Genomic DNA, 20,070 nt, shown 5'->3' with positions numbered 1-20,070 from the left:
AGAATCTACAATGTAAAGGAAGCGTCCCGGATCGCGGACACGAACCGGACCCCGGCGCCACCCTCCGTAGACTGGTCCGGTGATATCCCGTATCGACCTGCGCGGCACGCTGCCGGACGATCTGCGCGCGGTGCTGCCCCGCGCCGAGCTCGACGTGGAGGCCGCTCTCGCCAAGACGCGCCTCCTGTGTGACGACGTGCGCCATAGGGGCGTGGCGGCCGTGCGAGAGATCACCGCCCGCCTCGACGGCGTCGAGCTCACCTCGACGCGCGTGCCGGTGGAGGCGCTCGGCGAGGCGCTCGCCGCGCTCGACCCCGCCGTGCGCGCCGCGCTGGAGGAGTCGATCCGCCGGGCCCGCCTGGTCCACCGCGACCAGCGGCGCACCGACACCACCACGCACGTGGTGGTGGGCGGCACCGTCACCGAGCGCTGGGTGCCGGTCGAGCGGGTGGGTCTGTACGTCCCAGGCGGGCGCGCGGTCTATCCGTCGAGCGTCGTGATGAACGTCGTGCCCGCGCAGGAGGCCGGCGTGCCCTCGCTGGCCGTCAGCTCGCCCCCGCAGGCCGGCTTCGGCGGGCTGCCGCATCCCACGATCCTCGCGGCGTGCGCCCTGCTGGAGGTCGACGAGGTGTACGCCGTCGGCGGCGCGCAGGCCGTGGCGATGTTCGCCTACGGCACCGAGGAGTGCCCGCCGGTGCGCATGGTCACCGGCCCCGGCAACATCTGGGTCGCCGCCGCCAAGCGCCTGCTCAAGGGGCGCATCGGCATCGACTCCGAGGCCGGCCCGACCGAGATCGCCGTCCTGGCCGACGACACCGCCGACCCGGCGCACGTCGCCGCCGACCTGATCAGTCAGGCCGAGCACGACGTCATCGCCGCGGCCGTCCTGGTGACCACCAGCGAGCGGCTGGCCGAGGCGGTCGAGAAGGAGCTGCCCGGGCAGGTGGCCGTCACCCGCCACTCCGAGCGCATCGCCGAGGCGCTGGCCGGTCAGCAGTCGGGCATCGTGCTGGTGTCGAGCCTGGACGACGGGCTCCAGGTGGTCGACGCCTACGCCGCCGAGCACCTGGAGATCCACACGGCCGACGCGCACGCGGTGGCCGCCCGGGTCCGCAACGCCGGCGCGATCTTCATCGGCCCGTACGCCCCGGTCTCCCTCGGCGACTACATGGCCGGCTCCAACCACGTGCTGCCCACGGGCGGCTGCGCCTGCCACTCCTCCGGCCTGTCGGTGCAGACCTTCCTGCGCGGCATCCACGTGGTCGACTACACCCGCGAGGCGCTGGCCGAGGCCGCGCCGCACGTCTACGCCCTCGCCGAGGCCGAGGACCTCCCCGCACACGGCGCCGCCGTCAGGGCCAGGTTCCCCGAGGATCCCCGATGACCGGCGCCGGGCGCGCGGAGCGCGCGCGGCTGGAAGAGCTGCCGATCCGCGACGACCTGCGGGGCCGCACGCCCTACGGGGCGCCGCAGATCGACGTGCCGGTCCGGCTGAACACCAACGAGAACCCCTACCCGCCGTCCGCGGGGCTGGTGGCCGACCTCGCCGAGGCCGTGCGCGCCGGCGCGGGCGAGCTGAACCGCTACCCCGACCGCGACGCCGTCGCCCTGCGCGACGACCTCGCGGCCTACCTCGGCCACGGGCTGGAGCCCGGCCAGGTGTGGGCCGCCAACGGCTCCAACGAGGTGCTCCAGCAGATCCTGCAGGCGTTCGGCGGCCACGGCAGGTCGGCGATGGGGTTCGAGCCGTCCTACTCCATGCACCCGATCATCACCACGGGCACCTCCACCCGCTGGATCGCCGGCGCCCGCGAGCGCGACTTCGGCATCGACCCCGCCCGCGCGGTCGCCGCCGTCAAGGAGCACCGGCCCGACATCGTCTTCCTGACCAGCCCGAACAACCCCACCGGCACGGCGCTGCCGCTGGAGGTCATCGAGCAGGTGGTGACGGCCGCGCCCGGCATGGTGGTGGTCGACGAGGCCTACTTCGAGTTCGCCCGCACCGGCACGCCGAGCGCGCTCACCCTGCTGCCCGGCAACCCGCGGCTGATCGTCACCCGCACCATGTCCAAGGCGTTCGCCATGGCCGGCACGCGGCTCGGGTACCTCGCGGCCGACCCCGCGGTGATCGAGGCGCTGCTGCTGGTGCGCCTGCCGTACCATCTGTCCACGCTCACCCAGACGGCGGCGCGGGTCGCGCTGGCGCACCGCGGCGAGCTGCTCGGCACGGTCGACCGGCTGCGCGCCGAGCGGGACGCCTGCGTCGCCTGGCTGCGGGCCCGCGGGCTGGCCGTCGCCGACTCCGACGCCAACTTCGTGCTGTTCGGCCGCTTCCCCGACCGCCGCGCGGTCTGGGAGGGCCTGCTGCGCCGAGGCGTGCTGATCCGCGAGGTCGGGCCGCCCGAGTGGCTGCGTGTGTCGATCGGGACCGCCCAGGAGATGGACGCCTTCCGGCGCGCCATGGCCGGCGTCCTGGACGAGCACGCGGCACCCCCCGCATCCGGTAGAGCCGGTCGTGACGACCTGGAGGAAATGCTGTGACCAGCCCTGTCGCGGGCGTGCCGGCGAGGACCGGCCGCGTCGAGCGCACGACCAAGGAGACCTCGGTGCTGGTGGAGGTGAACCTCGACGGCACCGGCCGGGTGGAGGTCGCCACCGGCGTGGGCTTCTTCGACCACATGCTGGCCCAGCTCGGCAAGCACGGGCTGTTCGACCTCGTCGTGAAGACCGACGGCGACCTGCACATCGACTCCCACCACACGATCGAGGACACCGCCCTCGCGCTGGGCGCGGCCTTCCGCGAGGCACTGGGCGACAAATCGGGCATCAGGCGGTTCGGTAGTGCGTCCTGCCCGCTGGACGAGTCGCTGGCCGAGGTCACCGTCGACCTGTCCGGCCGCTCCTACCTCGTGCACTCCGAGCCCGACGGCATGGCGCCGATGATCGGCCCCGACTACGACACCACCCTCACCAGGCACATCCTGGAGTCGTTCGTCGCGCAGGCCTCGATCTGCCTGCACGTGCGGGTGCCGTACGGCCGCAACGCGCACCACATCGTCGAGGCGCAGTTCAAGGCGCTGGCCCGGGCGCTGCGCGAGGCCACCGAGCGCGACCCGCGCGCCACCGGGGTGCCCAGCACCAAGGGGGTGCTGTGAGCTCCAACTGGACCGCGCCCGTGCTGGTCTTCGTCGGTCTGTTCATGATCGGCGGCGTGGTGTCCTTCCTGAAGCAGGGCATCAAGATCGGTGCCGCCGTCCTCGGCGTGGGAGCGGCGCTCGCGATCACGGCGGGGGTGTTGTGGTGGTGAACGTCGTCGTGCTCGACTACGGCTCGGGCAACCTCAGGTCCGCCGAGCGCGCGCTGGCCCGCGCCGGAGCCGACGTCACGGTGAGCGCCGACTTCGACCTCGCCGCCGAGGCCGACGGGCTCGTCGTGCCCGGCGTCGGGGCGTTCGCGGCGTGCATGGCCGGGCTCCGCGCCGTGCGCGGCGACCAGATCATCGGCCGCCGCCTGGCGGGCGGGCGTCCGGTCCTGGGCATCTGCGTCGGCATGCAGATCCTGTTCGCCGAGGGCGCCGAGCACGCCGAGGACGGCGGCGCGCACGACGAGGGCTGTGGCGAGTGGCCGGGCGTCGTCGAGCGGCTCGACGCCCCCGTCCTGCCGCACATGGGCTGGAACACCGTGCAGCCGCCCGAGGGCTCGGCGCTGTTCGCCGGGCTCGACTCCGACACGCGGTTCTACTTCGTGCACTCCTACGGCGTGCGCAAGTGGGAGCTGACGCCCGGCGACGGCTTCCGGCAGCCGCTCGTCACCTGGGCCGAGCACGGCGTGCCGTTCGTCGCCGCGGTGGAGAACGGGCCGCTCATGGCCACCCAGTTCCACCCCGAGAAGTCCGGGGACGCCGGGGCGGCGCTGCTGAAGAACTGGCTGGGCACGCTGTGAACGCCGGCGCGGGCGCGTGAGCAAGGAGCGGGCGCGCCGCCGGGCCGCGCGCGAAGCCGAGCAGGCGCGCCAGGCCGAGGCGCGCGCCGCGCGCGAGGCGCGGCGGGCCAGGCGGCGCGAGCTGCTCGGCCGGTTCGCCGCGATGGTCCCCAAGCCGGTTCGGGTCGCCCGCCAGGGCGGGGTGATGGCGCGGCGCCGCCGCGCGCAGAACGCCGTCGTGGCCGGGTTGTTCGTCCTGGTCCAGGTGCTCGCCTGGATGCTGCTGAGCGGGTGGGCGGCGCGGGCGGGCGTGCTGGTGCTGTCCCTGCTGCTGGTCCCGGTGTTCGTCACCGTCGCTTTCGACCGGAGGTCCTAGAACAATGACGCTGGTGCTGTTGCCCGCCGTGGACGTCGCGAACGGCCAGGCCGTCCGCCTCGTACAGGGCGAGGCGGGTACGGAGACCTCGTACGGCGACCCGCTCGCCGCCGCGCTCGCCTGGCAGGAGGCCGGCGCCGAGTGGATCCACCTGGTCGACCTGGACGCCGCCTTCGGGCGGGGCTCCAACCGCGAGCTGCTCGCCTCGGTCGTGGCCGCCCTGGACGTCCAGGTCGAGCTGTCCGGAGGCATCCGCGACGACGCCTCGCTGGCCGCCGCGCTCGGCACCGGGTGCCGCCGCGTCAACATCGGCACGGCCGCGCTGGAGGATCCCGCCTGGTGCTCGAAGATCATCGCCGAGCACGGCGACCGCATCGCCGTGGGCCTGGACGTGCGCGGCACCACGCTGGCCGCGCGCGGCTGGACCCGCGAGGGCGGCGACCTGTGGGAGGTGCTCGACCGGCTGGAGTCCGACGGCTGCCCCCGCTACGTCGTCACCGACGTCACCAAGGACGGCACGCTGCGCGGCCCCAACCTGGACCTGCTGCGCCAGGTCTGCGCGCGCACCGACCGCCCGGTGATCGCCAGCGGCGGCGTCTCCTCGCTGGACGACCTGCGCGCGCTGTCGACCCTGGTGCCCGACGGCGTCGAGGGCGCCATCGTCGGCAAGGCGCTGTACGCGGGGGCGTTCACGCTGCCCGAGGCGCTGGCGGCGGTGCGGTCGTGAGCGGCCGGAAGGGCGCGCGGTCATGACCGTCGCCGTGCGCGTGATCCCCTGCCTGGACGTCGACGCCGGGCGGGTGGTCAAGGGCGTCAACTTCGAGAACCTCAGGGACGCCGGAGACCCCGTCGAGCTGGCCAGGCGCTATGACGCCGAAGGCGCCGACGAGCTCACCTTCCTCGACATCACCGCCTCCTCCGGCGACCGCGGCACCATGCTCGACGTCGTGCGCCGCACCGCCGAGCAGGTGTTCATCCCGCTGACCGTGGGCGGGGGGGTGCGCTCGCCCGACGACGTCGACCGGCTGCTGCGCGCCGGGGCCGACAAGGTGTCGCTGAACACCGCGGCGATCGCCCGGCCCGAGCTGCTGACCGAGGCGTCGCGCCGGTTCGGCGCCCAGTGCGTGGTGCTGTCGGTCGACGCCCGGCGGGTGGTCGACGGGCCGCCCACGCCGTCGGGGTTCGAGGTCACCACGCACGGCGGGCGCCGGGGCACCGGCATCGACGCCGTGGAGTGGGCCAGGCGCGGCCAGGAGATGGGCGTCGGGGAGATCCTGCTGAACTCGATGGACGGGGACGGCACCCGCGACGGCTACGACCTGGAGATGATCCGGGCGGTGCGCGAGGCGGTCACCGTGCCGGTGATCGCCAGCGGTGGCGCAGGCGGCCTCGGCGACTTCCCGCCGGCGGTCGAGGCGGGCGCCGACGCCGTGCTGGCGGCGAGCGTCTTCCACTTCCGGCAGCTCGCGATCGGGGACGTCAAGCGCACTCTGCGCGAGGCGGGGCACCCCGTCAGGTGACCGTCCGAGGCGTCGTGGCGTCGCTCAGGAGAACAGCCGCGACACGAACTGGATGAGCTGGCCACAGCCGGCGCTCACGCCGTCGTAGATGCCCCTGACGGCGGTCGCGGCGTCGGCGGGCCGGGTGAACATGTAGAACAGCGCGGCCGCCACGAACAGGTACACCATCAGCTTCTTGTGCTTCATCGGTGCGCCTCCCGCGGTCCCGTGAGCTGGTCATACCCGGAACCACGCCTGACCGAATCTCCGGATTCGGTCAGGTACCCACCCGCTGATGATCAGATGTCGGACATGTCAGCGGCGGAAGCCGGCGGTGCGCAGGCGCTCCACCGCCGCCGGGTCGCCCTCGTAGTCGACCACGGCGTGCTTCTGCCGGCCGAAGGCCACCAGCAGCAGCTCCACCGGATCGCCGGTGACGACGACGCGCGGCTCGGCCTTCTTGACGCCCACCTTGCGCCCGTCGGTGTGGCGCAGCACCAGGCCCACCGGCGACTCGCGGAACAGCAGCCTGCCCGCCTGCGACAGCGACTTCCAGACGTGCTCCTGCTCGCCGGCCGGCAGCGTGCGCGGCTTCCAGCCGGGCTGGGCGCGCAGGACGTCCTCGTGGTGGATGAGTAGTTCGAGCGTGTTGACCAGCGCGTCGAGGCCGGGCACGAAGCTGTACGGCGACCACTTCGGCGGCCCCTGCCGGATGGTGTCGACCAGCTCGGAGTAGGGCCGGCCGTCCCTGAGCTTGTCCTGCGTGGACTTGGTGTAGCCCGCCAGGGGCTTGACGACGACGCCCAGCGCCGCGTGGGGGCGGTTCTCGCGCAGCACGATGTGGGCGGTGAGGTCGGCGGTCGTCCACCCCTCGCAGAGCGTGGGGGCGTCGGGGCCGACCTGGTCGAGCAGATCGCTGATTGCGGCGCGCTCGGCGCGTGCGTGCGTCATCCGATCACCCTACAAGGCGGCGTACGGCCCGGTAGGGCCGCCGGGCGCGGGGCGCCGCGGCAAGTCCGCACGCCAGCGGGCGGGGAATAAAACGATTGCCGTCAATGATAGGGATACAGGCAGATACTTCCCCCGGCCGAAAGGACCCCCCGCGTGTCGAGCGAGCGTGATCGTCAGCCGTCCGTCATGCTGCAGGGGATCGGTGTGATCGGCCACGCGGTCAAGACCGAGCCACACGTGTTCACGGGCGCGGTGCTGGCCAGCGCCCTCTACGGCACCATGACCGTCGCCTCCTCCTGGGCGCTCGGCTGGGCCACCGAGAACGCCGTGCTCCCCGCCTTCCGCGAGGGCCGGGCGACCACCGCCACCCTGCTGACCGCAGCCCTGTTCATCGTGGGCGTCGCGGTGCTGAAGGCCGGTGGCGTGATGGCCCGCAGGACGCTCGCCGGCATCATGCAGTACCGCATGCAGGCGCGCTCCCGCCGCGCCGTCACCCGCCAGTACCTCCGCCTGCCGCTGGCCTGGCACCACCGCCACCCCACCGGCCAGCTGTTGTCCAACGCCTCCTCCGACGTCGAGGCGGCCTGGGCCCCGCTCGCCCCGCTGCCCATGGCCGTCGGCGTCGTCGTGATGCTGGTCACCGCGGCCGTCGCGATCCTGCTCGTCGACCCGGTGCTGGCGCTGGTCGGCTTCCTGATCTTCCCGGCCATCGCCGCGCTCAACCTGATCTACCAGCGCCGGCTGTCCCCCCTGGTCATGAAGGCGCAGCAGCTGCGCGCCGAGGTCAGCGAGATCGCCCACGAGAGCTTCGACGGCGCGCTCGTCGTCAAGACCCTGGGCCGCGAGGACGCCGAGGCGCTCCGCTTCCAGGCCAAGGCCGAGCGGCTCCGCGACGCCAACATCGGCGTGGGCCGCATCCGAGGCCTGTTCGACCCGCTGCTGGAGGGGTTGCCGACGATCGGCGTGCTCGCCGTGCTGCTCGTCGGCTCGCTCCGGCTGGCCGGCGGCGACGTCACCTCCGGCGCGCTGATCCAGGTGGCGTACCTGTTCACGCTGCTCGCCTTCCCCGTGCGGGCGCTCGGCTGGGTGCTCGCCGAGCTCCCCCGCAGCGTCGTCGGCTGGACCCGGGTGCGCGAGATCCTCGACGCCACCGGGTCGATGGAGTTCGGCCAGGCCCGGCTGTCCGGCGACGGCCCCGTGGGCGTCGAGGTGCGCGGCGTGCGCTACGGGTACACGCCCGAGGCGCCGGTGCTGTCGGACGTCAGCTTCGACGCCCCGCCCGGCCGCACCGTGGCCGTCGTCGGGCCGACCGGCTCGGGCAAGTCGACGCTCACCCAGATCCTGGTCCGCCTGGTCGACCCCGACGACGGCCGGGTGCTGCTGGACGGCACCGACCTGCGCGAGGTCGCCAAGGGCGGCGTCAGCGCGGCGGCGTCCCTGGTCCCGCAGCAGACCTTCCTGTTCGACGACACCGTGCGGGCCAACATCACCGTCGGCAACGACCGGCACGAGGCCGTCTCCGACGAGCGCGTCTGGGCGGCCCTGCGCCTGGCCCAGGCCGACGGGTTCGTCAGCGCGCTGCCCGACGGCCTGGACACCCGCATCGGCGAGCGCGGCGCCACCCTGTCGGGCGGCCAGCGCCAGCGGCTGGCCCTGGCCAGGGCGCTGGTCGGCCGGCCGCGGCTGCTCATCCTGGACGACGCCACCTCCAGCGTGGACGCCCAGGTGGAGGGCAGGATCCTGCGCGGCCTGCGTGACGGCTCGTCCGACTCCACCGTCATCGTCGTCGCCTACCGCATGGCCACGATCGCGCTGGCCGACGACGTCGTCTACCTCGAACACGGCAGGGTGGTCGACCACGGCCCCCACGAGCTGCTGCTGGACCGCTGCCAGGGGTACCGCGACCTGGTCACCGCCTACGAGCGCGAAGAGGCCGGGCGCGCGGCGCTCGCCGACGAGGAGATCTCGGCATGACCATGCAGGCGGAAGAACGCTCGGCCGTCGCGACGTTGCGGCGCGGCCTCGCCCTGTCGCCGGAGTTCGTGGTCGGCCTGCCGGTCACGCTGACGCTCGCCGTCCTGGCAACGCTCGGCCGATTGATCGTGCCCATCGCGATCCAGCAGGTCATCGACCGCGGACTGCGCGGCGCGGCACCCGACCTGCCTTTCATCAGGAACGCCGTCCTGCTGTGCGCGGTCGCGGTGGTGCTGTCGGCGGTGTGCGGTTACCTGATGAACGTCCGCCTCTACCGCTCGACCGAGTCTGGGCTGGCCACGCTGCGCGGCAAGGGCTTCCGGCACGTGCACGACCTGTCGGTGCTGACGCAGAACACCGAGCGGCGCGGCGCGCTGGTCTCCCGCATCACCGGCGACGTCGACCAGATCAGCACGTTCATGCAGTGGGGCGGGCTGATGATCATCATCTCGGTCGGCCAGCTGCTCATCGCCAGCGTGCTGATGGCCGTCTACTCCTGGCAGCTCGCCCTGGTCGTGTGGGTGTGCTTCGTGCCGATGGCGTTCGCCGTGCCGAGGTTCCAGCGGTGGGTCGCCAAGGCCTACACCATCGTGCGCGAGCGCACCGGCGACATGCTGGCCGCCGTCAGCGAGTCGGTGGTCGGCAGCACGGTGATCCGCGCCTACGGCTCGGAGGAGCGCACGGCGCGGCGGGTCGACGAGGCCGTCGACGCGCACCGCTCGGCGCAGACCCGCGCGCAGAAGATCATCGCGTTCACCTTCCCGATCACCGAGCTGGTGGGCGCGGTGGCCATCGCCGGCGTCGTCCTGGTCGGGGTGTGGCTCGGCGTGGACGGCCAGCTCACCCCCGGGCGCCTGGTCGCGTTCCTGTTCCTGATCACGCTGTTCATCAGCCCGCTGCAGCTCGCCACCGAGGTGCTCAACGACGCCCAGAACGCCGTCGCCGGGTGGCGCCGCGTGCTCGGCGTGCTGGACACCCCGACCGACGTGGCCGACCCGGGCGAGTCCGGCGTCACCCTGCCGCGCGGCCCGATCACGGTCGCCTTCGACCGGGTCGGCTTCTCCTACCCCGGCGGGCCGCCCGTGCTGCACGACGTCTCCCTGGAGATCGCGCCCCGCACCCGGGTCGCGGTCGTCGGCGAGACCGGCTCGGGCAAGACGACCTTCGCCAAGCTGCTCACCCGCCTGATGGACCCCACGTCCGGGCGGGTCCTGGTCGACGGCGCCGACCTGCGCCGCCTGCGGTTCTCCTCCCTGCGCTCGCGCATCGTCATGGTGCCGCAGGACGGCTTCCTGTTCGACGCCACGCTCGCGGAGAACATCAGGTTCGGCCGTCCCACGGCCACCGACGACGACATCACCCTGGCCATGACCGAGCTCGGCCTGGCCGACTGGCTGCAGGGGCTGCCCGCGGGCCTGGCCACCCCGGTCGGGCAGCGCGGCGAGTCGCTGTCGGCGGGGGAGCGGCAGCTCGTCGCCCTGGCCCGCGCCTACCTGGCCGACCCCGACCTGCTGCTGCTGGACGAGGCGACCTCCGCCGTCGACCCCGCCACCGAGGTGCGGCTGGCGCGGGCGCTGGAGAGCGTCACCCGGGGGCGCACGTCGGTGACGATCGCGCACCGCCTGTCCACCGCCGAGGCCGCCGACGAGGTGCTGGTGTTCGAGCACGGCCGCGTCGTGCAGCGCGGCCCGCACGACCGCCTCGTCCGCCAGGAGGGCGTCTACGCCGACCTGTACGCCTCCTGGACCTCGGCCGCCCACACGTCCTGACCCCGGCGGCGCCCCCTCGCGGGGCGGGTCAGGCCCGGAGCGCGCGGGCCGCCGCGGAGACGAGGTCGCGGGCGGCCTGCCCGTAGACCGCGTCCTCGGCCAGCCGCGTGAACGCCTTCTCGTACAGCGCGACGTCGGTCGGGGTCTTGATGCGGAACTGCCCGGGAACGGTGTCCACCCGCACCTGGTCGTCGTCGTAGATCCAGAAGTTCTCGGTGGGCATGATGGACGATCGCCCGCACGAGGGGATCACGCCGAAGCTCAGGTGCGGCACGTTGGCCGTGAGGTCGAGCAGCCGGTCGAGCTGGGCGGCCATCACGCCGACGTCGCACAGGCGGGTGCGCAGCGCCTGCTCGCCGACGATGAACATGAACCGCCTGCCGCCGCTGCGCAGCACCTCCTGCTGGGCCAGCCGGGCGGCCACGGCGCAGTCCAGGTCGTCGGGGATGCCGCGGAAGTCGATCACCGCCCGCAGGTGCGCGCGGGCGTAGTCGGCCGTCTGCAGCAGCCCGGGGACGGCGGAGTGCTGGAAGACCCTGAACTGCCGCGTGTGCTCGTAGAGCTGCTGGAACGACTCCTGCACGCTGCGCAGGCCGGTGGAGGTGAGCCGCCGCCACTCGGTGTACATGGAGTCGATGTTGCGGGCCGCGGCGATCAGGTCGACGACGTACTCCTCGGCGTCGCAGGCGCGGCACCACGTCCTGATGTCGTGCTCGTTGGGCGTCTGCGCCGCGTGCTCGATCTTGGAGACCTTGGAGTAGTGCCACCCGGCCTGCCGGGCCAGCGTGCGCCCGGTCAGGCCGGCCTCGTGGCGGATCTCGCGGAGGCGGGCGGCCAGGATTCCCTTCGCTTCGGTGATGCGCGTCGAGGGCATGGGGGGTGACCCTTCCGGTTGGGGGTGTCCTCCGACACCAGGACCGTAGCGTGAGGAAATCTCATCATCCCCGGATGTTGCGCGATGTTGCTCGACCGGCGGCGACCACCCGGCGCACCCCCGCGGTGACCGGCCCCGGCGCCCCCGTGCGGCAGAATTGCCCCATGCCTCTCGATCCCAAGATCGCCGGCCGCCTCAAGCGCGACCGTGACGGGCTGGTGCCCGCGGTCGTCCAGCAGCACGACACCGGCGAGGTGCTGATGCTGGCCTGGATGGACGACGAGGCCCTGCACCGCACCCTGACCACCGGCCGCGCCACCTACTGGTCGCGCAGCCGCCGCTCCTACTGGGTCAAGGGCGAGACCTCCGGCCACGTCCAGTGGGTCAAGCACGTCGCCCTCGACTGCGACGCCGACACGATCCTGCTGCGGGTCGACCAGGTGGGGGCCGCCTGCCACACCGGCGACCGCACCTGCTTCGACGCCGACGTCCTTGAGGTCGCGCCGTGACGCGCCCGCCAGGGAGGGCCCGGTGACGACGGCGGGCGCCCCGGCGCGCCCGGCGGCCACCGGTTCGCGGCGGGCTCTGATGATCTGGGTGGCCGCGAGCGCGGCCGGGGCGGTGCTGTTGCTGGTCGCCGCCGGGCGCGCCTGGGCGACGGCCTCGTTCGCCGGCGGCCCGAGCGGCGTGCGCACGCCCCCGGTGACGCTGGCGGGGGGCGACCTCGCGCCGGTGCTGAGCCCGCTCGCGCTCGCCGCGCTCGCCTCCGTGGTCGCCGTGCTGGCCTCCCGGGGCGTGTGGCGCAGGGTCGTCGGCGCGGTGCTGGCGCTCTTCGGGGCGGCGGCCGTCGTGGCCGTATGGCAGGGCGCCGCCGCCGGCCGGGTGGCCGGCGCCGCCCGCGAGCGCGTCACGCTGTCCGGCGGTGACCACGTCGCCGTGGCGGTCGACTGGGTCTGGCCCGGGCTGGCCGTGGCCGGCGGCCTGGTCCTGCTGTGCGCCGGCGCGCTGGCCGTGGCGCGGGGCCCGGCCTGGCCGGGCATGTCCGACCGTTACGACCGTCCCGGCGGGGCCGCGAAGAAGGCGGGGGAGGAGCCCGAGGAGCCCGCCGCCGAGCGGCCCGGGCGGGCAGAGCGGGCCCTGTGGGACGCTCTCGACCAGGGCCTCGACCCCACCGACGGCGCCGAAGGGCGCGGGGCCCGCGGCGCCTGAGCCTTACGGGGGCCGATCGGCGGCCACGGCCCCCTCCCGCCCGGATCGCCTTCGGTGCGGCCCGATCACCGCGCCCACGCGTGTGAGCCCCCGGCGCGGGCCCGGAGGTGGCAGGCTCGTGGGCGCGGACACCGGGCGGTGACGAGTTTGCTCACAAACCACAACATCCGCCCGTCCGGTAGGTCAGCGTCGCTATGCTGCCGCAGCGCACCGCGCACATTGATCTCACGGGAGAACTCGATGAGTTATGGGAATCAGCCCGGCGAGCCGGGGGGCGACGACCCTCGCCGGTCGGGCGAGGGATACGGGAACCAGGGCGGCGGCCAGCCCTCGGGGGGGTACGGCGACCAGGGCGGCCATGGCCGGCCGGGCGGTTACGGGCAGGGCGGCCAGGAGCCCGGGTACGGCCAGGGCGGCGGCTACGGCCAGCAGCCCGGGGACGCCGGTTACGGGCAGGGCGGCGGTTACGGCCAGGGCGGCGGTTACGGCCAGGGCTACGGGCCGCAGGACGGCGGTTACGGGCAGGGCGGCTACCCGCCCCAGGGCGGCTACGGGTACGGGCCGGGCCAGTACGGCGCCCCGCCGGCGGCGCCCGACAACCACCTGGTCCCCGCCATCCTGACCACGATCTTCTGCTGCCTGCCGTTCGGCATCGTGTCCATCGTCAAGTCCTCGCAGGTCAACTCCCGATGGGCGGTCGGCGACTACCAGGGGGCCGCCGTCGCGTCGCAGGAGGCCAAGCTCTGGTGGAAGCGGGCGCTGATCTGGGGCCTGGTGGTCGAGGTGGTGCTGATCGTGGCGTACTTCGCCCTCATCGCCCTCGCCTTCACCAGCGGATACAGCCAGTACGACCAGTATTGATGGCGAGCGCGGAGCCGGTCGGGGGACGCGGCGCGCGACGGGGCAGGGCCCTGGCCGCGCCGCTCGGCACCGCCGTGCTCGCGGCCGCGGTGGTCGCCTACGTCGGCGCGGTCGACCCCGGCGAGCCGGGGCACTATCCGCCCTGCCCTTTCCTGTTCGTCACCGGGCTGTACTGCCCGGGATGCGGCACGCTGCGGGCCATCCACGCGCTGGCCCACGGCGACGTCCCGTCCGCGCTGGGGCTCAACGTCCTGACCGTGGGAACGGTCCCGTTCCTGCTGTTCTGGTGGGGGCGGTGGACGCTGCGCGCCTGGCAGGGGCGGCCGGCGCGCAGGACGCTGGCCCATCCGGGCTGGCTCTACGGGCTGCTCGCGCTGATCGTCGTCTTCTGGGTCGCGAGGAACCTGCCGTCCGGCGCCTTCCTCGCACCGTGATCCCGAGCGGCACCCTGTGGCGAGGTGACGCGGATTAGCCCGATACCATCGGCAGGGCAAGGTCCGGAGAGGACGCGGCCCCGAACGACAAGCCGGGACGGCGGGGCCCGCCGCGCGCGGGCACGGTCGACCGGAGGGGCGCTGATCGGGTGAGCCAGCCAAGCGAGGAGATCAAGTGAGCGTGCTCGACGAGATCCTGGAAGGCGTGCGGGCCGACCTCGCCGATCGGCAGAGCGCCGTGCCGCTGGAGGAGCTCAAGACCCGCGCCCGCCGCGCGCCCGCCGTCAGGGACGCCTACGCCGCGCTCGGAGGCGACAAGGTCTCGGTCATCGCCGAGGTCAAGCGCTCCAGCCCGTCCAAGGGGGCGCTCGCCGCCATCGCCGACCCCGCCGCGCTCGCGAGCGACTACGAGGAGGGCGGCGCGCACGTCATCAGCGTGCTGACCGAGCGCCGCCGTTTCGGCGGCAGCCTCGACGATCTCGCCGCCGTCCGCGCGGCCGTCGACATCCCCATCCTCCGCAAGGACTTCGTCGTCAGCTCCTACCAGCTCTGGGAGGCCCGGGCCCACGGCGCCGACCTCGCGCTGCTCATCGTGGCCGCGCTCGACCAGAACGCCCTGGTCTCGCTGATCGAGAGGGCCGAGTCGATCGGCCTGGCGCCGCTGGTCGAGGTGCATACTGAGGAGGAGCTCGACCGGGCTCAGGAAGCCGGTGCGAAGATCATCGGCGTGAACGCGCGGAGCCTCAAGACCCTAGAGGTCGACCGCGAGATCTTCGCCAAGCTCGCACCCAAGATCTCCGACGGCGTCATCAAGATCGCCGAATCCGGGGTCCGCGGCCCGCACGACCTGCTCGCCTACGCCCGCGCGGGCGCCGACGCCGTCCTGGTGGGCGAGAGCCTGGTCACCGGCAAGGACCCCCGCGCCGCCGTGGTCGACCTGGTCACCGCGGGCGCGCACCCGGCATCCCGACTCGACAACGGACCCGAGAGGCAGCAGTGACCACCGCAGAAGGCACCTTGCTCACCGCGGCCGACCTCGCCGGCGGCGGCGTGGGGGGCGACGACCCCGACATCCGCGGCCGCTTCGGCGCCTTCGGCGGCAGGTTCGTCCCCGAAGCGCTGATCCCCGCCCTCGACGAGGTCGCCAAGACCTACGCCGAGGCCAAGATCGACCCCGCGTTCCTGCGCGAGTTCGACCACCTGCTGCGCACCTACGCCGGGCGGCCGACCACGCTCACCGACGTGCCCCGGTTCGCCGAGTCCGCGGGCGGCGCGCGCATCCTGCTCAAGCGCGAAGACCTCACCCACACCGGCGCCCACAAGATCAACAACGTGCTGGGCCAGGCGCTGCTCACCAAGCGCCTCGGCAAGAAGCGCGTGATCGCCGAGACCGGCGCCGGCCAGCACGGCGTCGCCACCGCCACCGCATGCGCGCTCATGGGCCTCGAGTGCGTCATCTACATGGGCGAGGTCGACTGCGAGCGCCAGGCGCTCAACGTCGCCCGCATGAAGCTGCTCGGCGCCACCGTGGTGCCGGTCGCCAACGGCAGCCGCACCCTGAAGGACGCCATCAACGAGGCGTTCCGCGACTGGGTGACCAACGTCGACACCACGCACTACCTGTTCGGCACGGTCGCCGGCCCGCACCCGTTCCCCGAGATGGTGCGCGACTTCGCCCGCATCATCGGCGTCGAGGCGCGCCGCCAGGTCGTGGAGCTCACCGGCCGCCTGCCCGACGCCGTGGCCGCGGCCGTCGGCGGCGGGTCCAACGCCATCGGCGTCTTCCACGCCTTCATCGGCGACCCCGGCGTCGCGCTGCACGGCTACGAGGCCGGGGGCCACGGCGTCGAGTCCGGCGAGCACGCCCTCACCCTCACCGAGGGCTCGGTCGGCGTCCTGCACGGCTCGCGCACCTACGTCCTGCAGGACGACGAGGGCCAGACCATCGAGTCGCACTCGATCTCGGCCGGCCTCGACTACCCAGGCGTCGGCCCCGAGCACGCCTGGCTGAAGGACTCCGGCCGCGCCACCTACCACGGCGTCACCGACGCCGAGGCCATGGAGTCCTTCTCCCTGCTCGCGCGCACGGAGGGCATCATCCCGGCCATCGAGTCGGCGCACGCGCTGGCGGGCGCGCTCAAGCTCGGCCGCGAGCTCGGCCCCGAGGCGACCATCCTGGTCAACCTCTCCGGCCGCGGCGACAAGGACATGGGCACCGCCATGAAGTACTTCAACCTGTAGGGCTCTACATCTGCGCACGTGGGAGCGGGACTTCCTGACATGACGACTCTTCAGACGGTGTTCGAGAAGGCGCGGGCCGACCGGCGCGCCGCCCTCATCGGCTACCTTCCGGCCGGCTTCCCCACCAAGGAGGGCGCGGTCGCCGCCGCCACCGCGATGGTGGAGGCCGGGTGCGACGTCATCGAGATCGGCCTGCCCTACTCCGATCCGCTGATGGACGGCCCCACCATCCAGGACGCCGTCCACCGCGCGCTGACCAACGGCACCCGCATCGCCGACGTCATGCGCACCGTCGAGGGCGTGGCCAGGTCCGGCGCGGCGGTGCTGGTCATGACCTACTGGAACCCGATCGACCGCTACGGCGCCGAGCGGTTCGCCCGCGAGCTCGCCGACGCCGGCGGCGCGGGCACCATCACGCCCGACCTCACGCCAGAAGAGGCCGGCCCGTGGTGCGAGCACAGCGCCGCCGCCGGCATCGACACCGTGTTCCTGGCGGCGCCGAGCTCCACCGAAGACCGCATCAAGGCCGTGGTCGACCGCTGCACCGGCTTCGTCTACGCCGCCTCCCTGATGGGCGTCACCGGCGCCCGCAAGAGCGTGAGCTCGGCCGCCGAGGGCCTGGTCGGCCGCATCCGCCCGCACACCGGGCTGCCCGTGTGCGTGGGCCTCGGAGTCGGCACCGGCGTCCAGGCCGCCGAGGTGGCCGGCTACGCCGACGGCGTCATCGTGGGCTCGGCGTTCATCCGCCGCATCCTCGACGCCCCCGACGAGGCCTCCGGCCTCGCCGCGGTGCGCACCCTCGCCGCCGAACTGGCCACCGGCGTCCGCGCCTGACCCGGCGCGGCCCTGCCCGCCGCGTCCGCGCCGGACACCGTCACATTCAGGCGGGCACCCTGAGCGTCCGCGCCGAACACAGGCCGGGCACCTTCGGCGTCCGCGCCGGACCCTGCCGCGGCCCGGGCCGGGCACCCTGGGTGCCGCGCCGGGCGCCGGCGCGTCCAGGCCGCGCTCCAGTGCCGCTCCGTTCGCGGACATTTCATGTTTTCGCAGGTCAAGCGGTACGGTGTGCCATGTCCATGACCGTTTAGCAGGCGCTTATCACGGCCATGATGGGATGGTCAATCGGTAGCCTTCCCACGTGGCACGCGTGCTTGACGGCCGTGCCGCGGGAGCGGATGGGAAACGTGACGGGCCCCGGCGGAAGCGCCGAGGCCGGTCGGCCGGCGGGCCGGGCCGCCGAGAAGGAGACATGATGCCGAGGGCTTCGAGGAGGCCGCGCCGATGAGGTCGCTTTACGCGCACGCGGCGGTACCCTGGGTGACGACCGTCGCCCGGCTGGTGGTGGCCGGGGTGCTGATCGCCGCCGGGTGGCTCAAGATCGGCACGCCGGCGCTCTCCGTACAGGCCGTCGAGGCCTACGAGCTGCTGCCGGCGCCGGTCGCCTCCGTGGTGGGTCACGGCCTGCCGATCGTCGAGATCGTCGTTGGGGTGTTGCTGGTTGTCGGGCTGCTCACGCGCGCGGCGGGCGTGGTCTCCGCGCTTCTCATGCTGGCCTTCGTGGTCGGCATCGCCTCGGCGTGGGCGCGTGGTCTGCGCATCGACTGCGGATGCTTCGGCGGCGGCGGCCCTCTCGCGGCCGGGCGCGAGCCCGAGTACCTGTGGGAAATTCTCCGCGACGGCGGGTTGTTCCTGCTGGGGGCCTGGATCGCCTGGTTCTCCCCGGGGCGCCTGTCGCTCGACAGGGCGCTCGGCCTGGTGGCCGAACCCCGCCGTGCGGGTGCCGTCGACGGCGAGTGGCCCGGCGACGATGACGACGGCGAAGAACCGTCCGGCGGCGAAATCGACGGCGAGGAACCGCCCGGTGGCGCGAGCCGCGACGGTGGCGGCGTGTTCGAACCTCGGAGATGATCATGCTTTCGGCGGTGACGGCGACCGCCGCAGCCGCGAGGCGCCAAGCCCGAAATGAAGGAGTGTGCGTGATGGGAAAGGCCGCGCGAGACGTCTCCGCGCGCGAGCGGATCAAGGCCGAACGCGAGAAGGAGCGCAAGCAGCAGCGCCACAGGCGCCTGCTCACCCTCCTGGTCGCGGGCGTGGTCGCGGTCGCGGTGGTCGCCGGTGGCTGGTGGTACGTCCAGAGCGGCAGGTCCGAGCTGGCCACCGGTCAGCTCGCGCCCATCACCATCCAGAGCGACGGCTCGGTGGTCATGGCCCGGCCCGGCGTGCAGAAGCCGCTCATCGAGGTCTACGAGGACTTCCAGTGCCCCGCCTGCAAGGCCTTCGAGCAGGTGAGCTCGCCGACGCTGAAGAACCTCGCGGCCGAGGGGCAGGCCAAGGTGGTCTACCACCCCATCACCATCTTCAGCGACGAGCCGACGCGCGGGAACTCCCTGCGCGCCGCCTCCGCGGCCCGGTGCGTGCCCGACGGCAAGCAGTGGATGGCCTACCACGACAGGCTGTTCGCGGGGCAGCCCTCCGAGACCACGCCGGGCTTCAAGGTCGACGACCTCGTGAAGTGGGGCGAGGAGGCCGGCGTCACGGCCCCCGGCTTCGCGTCCTGCGTCACCACGCAGAAGAACGCCAAGGCCCAGGCCGACTACAGCAAGAAGGTGCTCGACTCCGGCGTCATCACCCAGGGCACCCCGACGCTGCGGCTCGACGGCAAGGAGGTCGACAACAACGTCGCCTTCAGCCCTCCCGCCCTGCGTCAGGCCGTGCTTGATGCCGCGAAGCCGGCCGGGAACCGGTAACGTCACCTGACATGCCCCTGGCCTTGATACCCAGCCCGTCCGAAGGGGTCTGGCACCTCGGACCCATCCCCTTGCGGGCCTACGCCTTCTGCATCGTGCTCGGCATCATCGCGGCCGTCTGGATCGGGGAGCGCCGCTGGCGCGCCCGAGGCGGCGAGCCGGGCACGATCACCGACCTCGCCGTCTGGGCCGTTCCGTTCGGCCTGGTAGGCGGGCGTCTCTACCACGTCATCACCGACTGGCAGCTCTACTTCGGGCCCGACGCCCCCAACCGCCCCATCGACGTGCTCTACGTGTGGCACGGCGGTCTGGGCATCTGGGGCGCGATCGCCCTCGGCGCCGTCGGGGTGTGGATCGCCTGCCGGCGCCGCGGCATCTCGCTGTCGGCGGTCGCCGACACCGTCGCGCCCGGCATCGCGGTCGCCCAGGCGATCGGCCGCTGGGGCAACTACTTCAACCAAGAGTTGTTCGGCGGCCCCACCACTCTCCCGTGGGGCCTGGAGATCGACCCGGGGCGTCCCGGCACGGTGCCCGGCGTGGCCACCTACCACCCCACCTTCCTGTACGAGTCGCTGTGGAACCTCGTGCTCGCGGGCGTGCTCATCTGGGTGGGCAGCAGGTACGCGCTGCGTCACGGCCGGCTGTTCGCGGTGTACGTCGCGGGCTACAGCATCGGCCGGTTCTGGATCGAGGGCATGCGGGTCGACCCCGCCCACGAGATCCTCGGCATGCGGCTCAACCAGTGGACGTCGCTCGCCATCCTCGTGGGCGCGCTGGTCTACCTGTGGCTGACCCGCGACAAGGACACCGAGGAGTTCGTCGCCCCGCAGCTGGGCGCGGGCACCGCCGACCCCGCCCACCAGGCCGAGCAGGCCGACGCCGAGGAGTCCGCGGCCGCCGCCGCATGGCAGGCCGCGCCCGGCGACGACGAGACGGCCGCGTCACCCGCCCAGAAGCTCTCCGTCGATGCCCCCGGTGACGGTTCCCCCGGCGACGACACGCCCTCCACCGCCGCGCCCGCCGTGGCGGCGGTTCCGGCGGTCGCCGTGGCCGACGCCTCCCCGGCCGACCCCGCCCACCAGGCCGACCAGGCCGACGCCTCCGAGGGGGCGTCCGTGCGGGAGCCGGTGTTGGGTTCGGGTGAGGGCGTGGATCCGGCGCATCAGGCTGGTCAGGCCGACCCTTCCGAGGGCGGGCTCGTGCAGGAGCCGGTG

23 protein-coding genes are annotated in these 20,070 nt (G+C 73.4%); 20 read left to right on the top strand and 3 right to left on the bottom strand.

Going from position 1 to position 20,070, the window contains the following annotated elements:
- The first annotated feature begins 79 nt into the window (after window positions 1-79).
- From hisD to hisF, 8 genes are read left to right on the top strand one after another with little or no spacing between them, the layout of a single operon-like run.
- A complete protein-coding gene (gene hisD, locus PYR91_RS24400) occupies window positions 80-1,384 on the top strand; it encodes a histidinol dehydrogenase (RefSeq protein WP_279783177.1) in 1,305 nt (434 codons plus the stop codon).
- The gene (locus PYR91_RS24395; protein WP_279783175.1) at window positions 1,381-2,541 is read left to right on the top strand and encodes a histidinol-phosphate transaminase; all 1,161 of its coding nucleotides are present in this window, start codon (window positions 1,381-1,383) and stop codon (window positions 2,539-2,541) included. The genes hisD and PYR91_RS24395 overlap by 4 nt, the downstream gene beginning before the upstream one ends.
- Window positions 2,538-3,155, top strand: coding sequence for an imidazoleglycerol-phosphate dehydratase HisB (gene hisB / locus PYR91_RS24390; protein WP_279783173.1), 618 nt, complete (start codon window positions 2,538-2,540; stop codon window positions 3,153-3,155). Before PYR91_RS24395 ends, hisB begins: the two co-directional genes overlap by 4 nt.
- The gene (locus PYR91_RS24385) at window positions 3,152-3,307 is read left to right on the top strand and encodes a hypothetical protein (protein ID WP_279783171.1); all 156 of its coding nucleotides are present in this window, start codon (window positions 3,152-3,154) and stop codon (window positions 3,305-3,307) included. Before hisB ends, PYR91_RS24385 begins: the two co-directional genes overlap by 4 nt.
- Window positions 3,298-3,942 carry an imidazole glycerol phosphate synthase subunit HisH gene (gene hisH / locus PYR91_RS24380; RefSeq protein ID WP_279783169.1) on the top strand — a complete coding sequence of 215 codons (645 nt, stop codon included), beginning with the start codon at window positions 3,298-3,300 and terminating at the stop codon, window positions 3,940-3,942. The genes PYR91_RS24385 and hisH overlap by 10 nt, the downstream gene beginning before the upstream one ends.
- Before the next feature lie 16 nt (window positions 3,943-3,958).
- Entirely contained in the window at window positions 3,959-4,297 is a 339-nt protein-coding gene (locus PYR91_RS24375) for a hypothetical protein (protein WP_279783166.1), read from the top strand.
- Between the two features lie 4 nt (window positions 4,298-4,301).
- Window positions 4,302-5,024, top strand: coding sequence for a bifunctional 1-(5-phosphoribosyl)-5-((5-phosphoribosylamino)methylideneamino)imidazole-4-carboxamide isomerase/phosphoribosylanthranilate isomerase PriA (priA, locus tag PYR91_RS24370; protein WP_279783164.1), 723 nt, complete (start codon window positions 4,302-4,304; stop codon window positions 5,022-5,024).
- Between the two features lie 22 nt (window positions 5,025-5,046).
- The gene (gene hisF, locus PYR91_RS24365; protein WP_279783162.1) at window positions 5,047-5,817 is read left to right on the top strand and encodes an imidazole glycerol phosphate synthase subunit HisF; all 771 of its coding nucleotides are present in this window, start codon (window positions 5,047-5,049) and stop codon (window positions 5,815-5,817) included.
- 24 nt (window positions 5,818-5,841) lie between these two features.
- Here hisF and PYR91_RS24360 read toward each other — a convergent pair whose 3' ends face one another.
- A complete protein-coding gene (locus tag PYR91_RS24360; protein ID WP_279783160.1) occupies window positions 5,842-6,003 on the bottom strand; it encodes a hypothetical protein in 162 nt (53 codons plus the stop codon).
- Between the two features lie 108 nt (window positions 6,004-6,111).
- Window positions 6,112-6,747 carry a TIGR03085 family metal-binding protein gene (locus tag PYR91_RS24355; RefSeq protein ID WP_279783157.1) on the bottom strand — a complete coding sequence of 212 codons (636 nt, stop codon included), beginning with the start codon at window positions 6,745-6,747 and terminating at the stop codon, window positions 6,112-6,114.
- A 186-nt stretch (window positions 6,748-6,933) separates the two neighbouring features.
- Here PYR91_RS24355 and PYR91_RS24350 point away from each other — a divergent pair, with 186 nt between their 5' ends.
- Window positions 6,934-8,721: an ABC transporter ATP-binding protein gene (locus PYR91_RS24350; protein WP_279783413.1), complete on the top strand. Its 1,788-nt coding sequence runs from the start codon at window positions 6,934-6,936 to the stop codon at window positions 8,719-8,721.
- Window positions 8,718-10,490, top strand: a complete 1,773-nt coding sequence (locus PYR91_RS24345; protein WP_279783155.1) for an ABC transporter ATP-binding protein — start codon at window positions 8,718-8,720, stop codon at window positions 10,488-10,490. Before PYR91_RS24350 ends, PYR91_RS24345 begins: the two co-directional genes overlap by 4 nt.
- 28 nt (window positions 10,491-10,518) lie before the next feature.
- Here the strand turns inward: PYR91_RS24345 and PYR91_RS24340 are convergent, their stop codons facing one another.
- A complete protein-coding gene (locus tag PYR91_RS24340) occupies window positions 10,519-11,364 on the bottom strand; it encodes a helix-turn-helix transcriptional regulator (protein ID WP_279783154.1) in 846 nt (281 codons plus the stop codon).
- A gap of 164 nt (window positions 11,365-11,528) precedes the next feature.
- On the opposite strand from PYR91_RS24340, the gene hisI reads away from it, so the two are divergent.
- The 10 genes from hisI to lgt all read left to right on the top strand — a co-directional run.
- Window positions 11,529-11,873 carry a phosphoribosyl-AMP cyclohydrolase gene (gene hisI / locus PYR91_RS24335; protein ID WP_279783152.1) on the top strand — a complete coding sequence of 115 codons (345 nt, stop codon included), beginning with the start codon at window positions 11,529-11,531 and terminating at the stop codon, window positions 11,871-11,873.
- Window positions 11,874-11,895: 22 nt separating this feature from the next.
- On the top strand, window positions 11,896-12,573 hold the full coding sequence (locus PYR91_RS24330) for a TIGR02234 family membrane protein (protein ID WP_279783151.1): 678 nt from the start codon (window positions 11,896-11,898) through the stop codon (window positions 12,571-12,573).
- A gap of 240 nt (window positions 12,574-12,813) precedes the next feature.
- On the top strand, window positions 12,814-13,434 hold the full coding sequence (locus tag PYR91_RS24325; RefSeq protein ID WP_279783149.1) for a CD225/dispanin family protein: 621 nt from the start codon (window positions 12,814-12,816) through the stop codon (window positions 13,432-13,434).
- Window positions 13,434-13,868: a DUF2752 domain-containing protein gene (locus tag PYR91_RS24320; RefSeq protein ID WP_279783147.1), complete on the top strand. Its 435-nt coding sequence runs from the start codon at window positions 13,434-13,436 to the stop codon at window positions 13,866-13,868. Before PYR91_RS24325 ends, PYR91_RS24320 begins: the two co-directional genes overlap by 1 nt.
- Before the next feature lie 175 nt (window positions 13,869-14,043).
- Window positions 14,044-14,868, top strand: a complete 825-nt coding sequence (gene trpC, locus PYR91_RS24315; protein ID WP_279783145.1) for an indole-3-glycerol phosphate synthase TrpC — start codon at window positions 14,044-14,046, stop codon at window positions 14,866-14,868.
- Between the two features lie 50 nt (window positions 14,869-14,918).
- Complete coding sequence (trpB, locus tag PYR91_RS24310) at window positions 14,919-16,109, top strand: tryptophan synthase subunit beta (RefSeq protein ID WP_279783412.1); 1,191 nt, start codon at window positions 14,919-14,921, stop codon at window positions 16,107-16,109.
- 39 nt (window positions 16,110-16,148) lie between these two features.
- Window positions 16,149-16,943 carry a tryptophan synthase subunit alpha gene (trpA, locus tag PYR91_RS24305; RefSeq protein WP_279783143.1) on the top strand — a complete coding sequence of 265 codons (795 nt, stop codon included), beginning with the start codon at window positions 16,149-16,151 and terminating at the stop codon, window positions 16,941-16,943.
- A 447-nt stretch (window positions 16,944-17,390) separates the two neighbouring features.
- Window positions 17,391-18,017, top strand: a complete 627-nt coding sequence (locus PYR91_RS24300) for a MauE/DoxX family redox-associated membrane protein (protein ID WP_279783141.1) — start codon at window positions 17,391-17,393, stop codon at window positions 18,015-18,017.
- Between the two features lie 71 nt (window positions 18,018-18,088).
- Complete coding sequence (locus tag PYR91_RS24295; RefSeq protein ID WP_279783139.1) at window positions 18,089-18,856, top strand: thioredoxin domain-containing protein; 768 nt, start codon at window positions 18,089-18,091, stop codon at window positions 18,854-18,856.
- Between the two features lie 11 nt (window positions 18,857-18,867).
- Window positions 18,868-20,070: prolipoprotein diacylglyceryl transferase (gene lgt, locus PYR91_RS24290; protein WP_279783137.1), on the top strand; the 1,203-nt coding region annotated here is incomplete at its 3' end.

It is taken from the genome of Sphaerisporangium sp. TRM90804 (assembly GCF_029846175.1).
GTDB lineage: Bacteria > Actinomycetota > Actinomycetes > Streptosporangiales > Streptosporangiaceae > Sphaerisporangium.
Note: the sequence above shows the minus strand (reverse complement) of the source record. Positions and strands in the feature narration are given on the sequence as shown.